The 5,153-nt window shown below is 65.6% G+C and carries 8 protein-coding genes; 6 read left to right on the top strand and 2 right to left on the bottom strand.

Annotated elements, in window-relative coordinates; translation table 11 throughout:
- Positions 1 to 9: 9 nt before the first annotated feature.
- Positions 10 to 411, bottom strand: a complete 402-nt coding sequence (locus tag ABD255_RS19425) for an MFS transporter (RefSeq protein ID WP_344215858.1) — start codon at positions 409 to 411, stop codon at positions 10 to 12.
- Positions 412 to 611: 200 nt separating this feature from the next.
- Between ABD255_RS19425 and ABD255_RS19430 the strand changes: the two genes are divergently transcribed.
- Positions 612 to 839 (top strand): hypothetical protein, encoded by a 228-nt coding sequence (locus ABD255_RS19430; RefSeq protein ID WP_344215860.1) that lies wholly within the window; start codon positions 612 to 614, stop codon positions 837 to 839.
- A 70-nt stretch (positions 840 to 909) separates the two neighbouring features.
- Positions 910 to 1,212: a metal-sensitive transcriptional regulator gene (locus ABD255_RS19435; protein WP_344215862.1), complete on the top strand. Its 303-nt coding sequence runs from the start codon at positions 910 to 912 to the stop codon at positions 1,210 to 1,212.
- A 333-nt stretch (positions 1,213 to 1,545) separates the two neighbouring features.
- Here the strand turns inward: ABD255_RS19435 and ABD255_RS19440 are convergent, their stop codons facing one another.
- Positions 1,546 to 2,517, bottom strand: a complete 972-nt coding sequence (locus tag ABD255_RS19440; RefSeq protein ID WP_344215864.1) for a tachylectin-related carbohydrate-binding protein — start codon at positions 2,515 to 2,517, stop codon at positions 1,546 to 1,548.
- A 436-nt stretch (positions 2,518 to 2,953) separates the two neighbouring features.
- Between ABD255_RS19440 and ABD255_RS19445 the strand changes: the two genes are divergently transcribed.
- The 4 genes from ABD255_RS19445 to ABD255_RS19460 all read left to right on the top strand — a co-directional run.
- Positions 2,954 to 3,172 carry a metal-sensitive transcriptional regulator gene (locus ABD255_RS19445; protein ID WP_344215867.1) on the top strand — a complete coding sequence of 73 codons (219 nt, stop codon included), beginning with the start codon at positions 2,954 to 2,956 and terminating at the stop codon, positions 3,170 to 3,172.
- Positions 3,173 to 3,250: 78 nt separating this feature from the next.
- Entirely contained in the window at positions 3,251 to 3,538 is a 288-nt protein-coding gene (locus tag ABD255_RS19450; RefSeq protein WP_344215869.1) for a heavy-metal-associated domain-containing protein, read from the top strand.
- A gap of 464 nt (positions 3,539 to 4,002) precedes the next feature.
- Positions 4,003 to 4,737 (top strand): AraC family transcriptional regulator, encoded by a 735-nt coding sequence (locus ABD255_RS19455; protein ID WP_344215871.1) that lies wholly within the window; start codon positions 4,003 to 4,005, stop codon positions 4,735 to 4,737.
- A gap of 50 nt (positions 4,738 to 4,787) precedes the next feature.
- On the top strand, positions 4,788 to 5,153 hold a 366-nt coding region (locus ABD255_RS19460), incomplete at its 3' end, for a hypothetical protein (RefSeq protein ID WP_344215873.1).

Consider the following 5,153-nt stretch of genomic DNA (forward strand, 5'->3'; position numbering starts at 1 on the left):
CTGACGCTGCTAATGATGCTGTTCGGTTCGGACCCGCGCGAGCTGACCAAGGCCCTGGCGCTGTACGGCGCCGACGCCCTGGACGGCGCGACCGGTGAGCTCGACGCCCACGGTCCCTGCGAGGCCGGCCACGGCGGACCCGATCAGCAGGATCGCCCAGCCCGCGCCGAACACCCGGCGGGCTCCGAAGAGATCGGACAGCCGACCACCGAGCAGAAGCAGGCCGCCGAAGGCGACCACATATGCGTTGAAGACCCAGGACAGATTCTCCTGTGAGAACCCGAGGTCTTCCTGGATGCGGGGCAGGGCCACCCCGATGATCGACGTGTCCATGATGACCATGAACTGGGCAGTGGCGATGAGCGCGAGCGCCCACCAGCGCCGCGAGGAGGGAGGAGATGCAACGGACATTTTGTATTACCTCTTACCAATAAGGGGGCCTGACATCTTCTGGTCAGGCGGGTATTCGATTTGAGGGGTTGGGACCTGGATCGACCGAACGTCGGCGACACCGCGATAATACCCTACCAGGGTACCGTTATGATGCAACTGAGCGGCCGGGCTTCACGGACTGGGACGAGTCCAGCGTCGAGGCGCGGCACTTCCGGCGGATGCCTTCTCTGTTCTGGATCATCCGCCAAGCCGGACTCGTTGCCGCCTCCACAGTGATCCTGTTCGTCCCATTCGCAGGCTCCTTCATCGGCGTTCTGTGGCTCGACGAGCCCGCGCCACCTGGCCTGATCCTCGGCGCCACCGTCATCCTCACCGCGGTTGGCCTCCTGAAGGGTTCCGCCCGCACGCAACACCAGTCCGCCGACGGTCCTCAACGAGGAAAGTAGCGCCGCAGAGTGAACCGCAGGGAGGTTTCCTACCCCGTATCCTGTAACCCAGGGAACGGAAGGGATCAGGATGAAGGACGCGACACACGCTCACCATGGCTATATCGACAACAAGGAGGACTACCTCAAGCGACTCCGCCGGATCGAGGGCCAGTCCCGAGGTCTGCAGCGGATGGTCGAGGAGGAGCAGTACTGCATCGACATCCTGACCCAGGTGTCAGCCATGACCAAGGCTCTCCAGAACGTGGCCCTCGGCTTGCTCGGTGAGCACTTGAGCCACTGCGTCGTGCAGGCAGCCGCCACTGGGGGACGAGAGACCAACGAGAAGATCAAGGAAGCCAACGACGCCATCGCGAGACTCGTCCGGTCCTGACGGATCCGCCGGTCGCGATCAAAGCCGTCATCCCCCACTCGACCCGCTCCCCCGCCGCTCCCCGGCCTGGCCACCCTCCGCTCAGCAGGCTTCACCGACATCGACACCAACGAGTGCGACGAATCGAATTCGCCCGCAATGCCTGGACGGTGCCCGCGATGGAGCTCGCGTTGCCACGAGGATGGACCCTCCGGGGGATCGATTCCCTGCTGCGCCGGTCCCGCCGCGCGAACGCGGCCGGACCGGCGCGACAACTGTGGTGATGTCACAGCTCGATCCGGGCCTGCTCAGAACCTGACAGCACAGCTCGGTATGCGGCCGGACCGGAACCCCCTACTCAGCACACTGAGCATCCACCGATGCCGAACTGCCCGACGCCGCCGGGATCGGCCAGACCGGCGCGGCGATCGACGCAGAAAGGGGGTGCCAGTAGGCGGTGCCCTCGTTGTAGCCTCGGTGCACATACCAACGCATGGTTGACTCCGCGTCGAGAGTCCTGATGATGACAGGACCGAAATTCGCCTGGTAGTAGGCTCTCATCGAGGTTGCCTGCTCCCACCCGCCGTCGTCGATCATGGCACCCGAGTTCGGCGCCCACGAGCCCTCGCCGGTCCAGGCGCCGTCGTACCGGTACCAGCGCAGGATTCCCGATGTCGGGGCGGCGTAGATGAAAGTTCCGGCGGCGGCCAGTGCGTGGGTATCACCCCAGCCGTCGTCGATGATCTTGCTGGAGCCGGGTGTCCAGGCGGGGGTGCCGTCGAAGTAGCCGGTGTGCCGGTACCACCGCAGGTTGCCGCTCGTGTCGACGCCGTAGAACACGCCACCACCGGCATAGGCGATCTTGACCAACGTGTTCCAGCCTTCGTCGATCACTGTTCCCGAGCCCGGCAGCCAACTGCCGTCGCCGGTGCCCGGCGCGCTGTAGCCGTACCAGCGCAGGTTGCCGGCCGGGTCGATGGTGTAGATCGTGCGGCCGTCACCGAAGAAGTGGACGAGTCCGGTCCACCCGGTGGCGATGGTCTTCGGCGCGGCCCATTGGGTGGGGCTGCCATCGCTGGACATGGTGAATTGGTTCCAGGTCAGCTCGCCGTTGTCCCGCAGGCCGTACAGCGCGCCGGTGCTGAGTGGTCCGCAGTTTTCGGCGACCGTCTCGTAGGCGGTGCCCAACCTCGCATTCGGACCCGGCGGGCCGGCCGCTGCCGGTCCCGCGGTCGCGGAGGTGATCGGAACAAGAGCGCCGGCGAGCAGGGCCAGCCCGGCCGACACTGCGGTAAGAATGGCGCGGGACCTCACTATCTTCATCATTTCGCCTCCATTTTCCGGATTTCGGAATCCGGACAAGCATCCGCCTTCCAGCCGAGTTGTGACACCCCTTTCACCGTGCTCTAATATTCCGGCCGTAGTTCGTGATCAGGCGAGTTGGGCTGGTTGACGGCGCTGGTGGCAGTCGTGGGCCCGGGTTTGATGGCGGCGTCGCCCAGCCCGCAAGGGCATTCTTGCGTTACGCCACACTCACTCCACCCACTTCATCGGCGGATCGAGGCTAAGACCCGCGCAGCCCTGTCCGACCATCGCGCCCAGGTTCCGACCAGTACCCCCCGGGGGTAACTAACGTCACAGGATCTCGTCTTCCGGTACCCTAGGGGGGTAGGGTTGCTGTCATGGACAGTGCGGGCGTCAGCGACAGCAGCCGGATACTGCTACATCGGCGACAAGAACAGCTGCGCCAGATCGAGAACAGGTGCGCGGCGTGCACCGGATGGTCCGGAACGAGACGTACTGCATCGACGTTCTCGCCCAGGTGTCTGCCGTGGCCATGGCGCAGGAAGCTGTCTCCTTGGGCCTGCTCGACGACCATCTGGCTCACTGTGTGGCCGGCGCCGCCGCCAGTGGACCCGAAGCCACCGAACTGAAGGTGAAGGAAGCCTCTGACGCCATCGCCCGGCTCGTCCGCTCCTGAGCAGCAATACGTACGACGTACCAGCAAACATCCCCCGCCGACCGGCGGGGGACGAACCCCTGAGAGGACCTCATCGCCATGTGTAACTCCTGCAGTTGCGGCACGAACGCCAACACCACAACGGATGTCGCCATCGACGAGTCGGCCGCCACGGGTCTGACCGTCAACACCTACACGGTGGCCGGAATGACCTGCGGCCACTGCGTGAGCTCGGTGAGCTCCGAGGTCGGCAGGATCGGAGGTGTTACCTCAGTCAACGTCGACCTGGCCAGCGGCGCGGTGCAGGTCACCAGTGCCACACCGCTCGACCGTGAAACCGTCCGCGCCGCCGTCGAGGAAGCCGGCTACGCACTCGCCCGGAACTAGTTCCCTATGCGCTGATCACCCGACTCGACCAGGGACCCACGATGAAGACGTCTTGGAAGATCACCGCCTTCGCTACCGGCCTCGCGGCCGCGTTCGGTGCCGCGCTCGGCGTGGGCTCCCTGGTCGGGCAAGAACCTGCACTTGATCGCTGTCCGCCGTGACCTGTCCGGCTTCCAGCATCTGCACCCGGTCCTGGCTGCCGACGGGACCTGGTCGGTGCCGCTGGCGTTGACCGCCGGACAGTGGCGTCTTCGCTGACTTCGTTCTAGCCGGTGGTGAGGGACTGACCCTCGGCGCTGACCTGGCCGTGGCCGGGTCCTACACGCCGCAACCGCTGCCAGACCAGGTCGCGACAGCCCCGGTCGACGACTACACGGTGACGTTGCCCGACGTACCCAACATGAGCTCGCCGCCGCTCATGGTCCAGGCTTTCGAAATCGCGCTGGTGGGGTGAGGATTGGGTGGTGACCACACCAACTGCTCGGCGGCTTGGGCTGAGGCCCGCACACCGGTTTCCGCGGCATGCTCATGAGGGCTGGTCGTTCGGCTTGGTGTATACGGGATCGGTTCGTCTGTGGAGTGCGGGTACCTGGTTCCAGGCGAGCCACGGGCTGGCGACCGTCCTCCCGCCCGGGGAGGTCCACGAAGGTGTGGCCGAGCAACGCACAGGGCTTAGCTATGCGACCGTCTCGGCCCCGGAGCACTTCGTTGCCGAGGCCATCGGTACGGGCCAGACTCCGTCCTTCGAGCGGCTGATCCCGGCCGATCGGATCCGTCGCTTGGTCGTCGCCGCGTGGCACACAGCGCCCGAAGAACGGAGGGAGGCGATAGTTGCCGCAGTCGCCGAGATATTTCCCGATGTGGGCAGCAGCCGCACTCCACGGCGCGCGTCCGAGCTGGTGGTCGCCGCCAAGCGTGCACTCGACGCGGACTTCCTGCAGGCGGTCAACGTGCGATCCCTCGCCGAGCGCCTGGACGTCACGCCGGCCACGCTGATCCGCAGCTTCCATGAGTATGTTGGACTGCCGCCCTACGCCTATGTGCTCTCGCGGCGGGTCGACCTCGCTCGGCAACTGCTCGACAGCGGTGTGCGGCCGGCAGAGGCAGCTCAGCGGGCGGCGTTCTACGACCAGGCGCACCTCAATCGCCATTTCGTCCGCTTGGTCGGAGTGCCACCCGGCAGCTACCTGAGAAGTTGACCGTCAACATCGTCCAAGACGATCCGTTGCGTGCTCGACAGAGTGTGGCCATGGACGACCCGGGAAACCCTTTACGTTTGTCGATGGCCGAGATGCAGCAACTTGGCCGGGCCGCGACCGAATTACTCACCGAGCGGCTGGAACACCTACGCGACCGGCCGGTAGCGGCGCGCTGGTCGCGGATCGACCTTGAGGATCTGCTCGATGAACCGATTCCGATGCAATCGCAGGACCCGCTGGACGTGCTACGGCGGGTAGCCACCGACGTTCTGCCGGCCTGCGCCGCAACGGACCATCCGAGGTTCTTCTCCTATGTCCCTGGCCCGGGCAACTTTGTCGGAGCGGTGGCCGACTTCGTGGCATCAGGTGCCAATGTGTTCGCCGGGCATTGGCTGGTCGGTGCCGGCGCAGCACAG

The sequence above is a fragment of the Kribbella sancticallisti genome (assembly GCF_039530625.1).
Lineage (GTDB): Bacteria > Actinomycetota > Actinomycetes > Propionibacteriales > Kribbellaceae > Kribbella > Kribbella sancticallisti.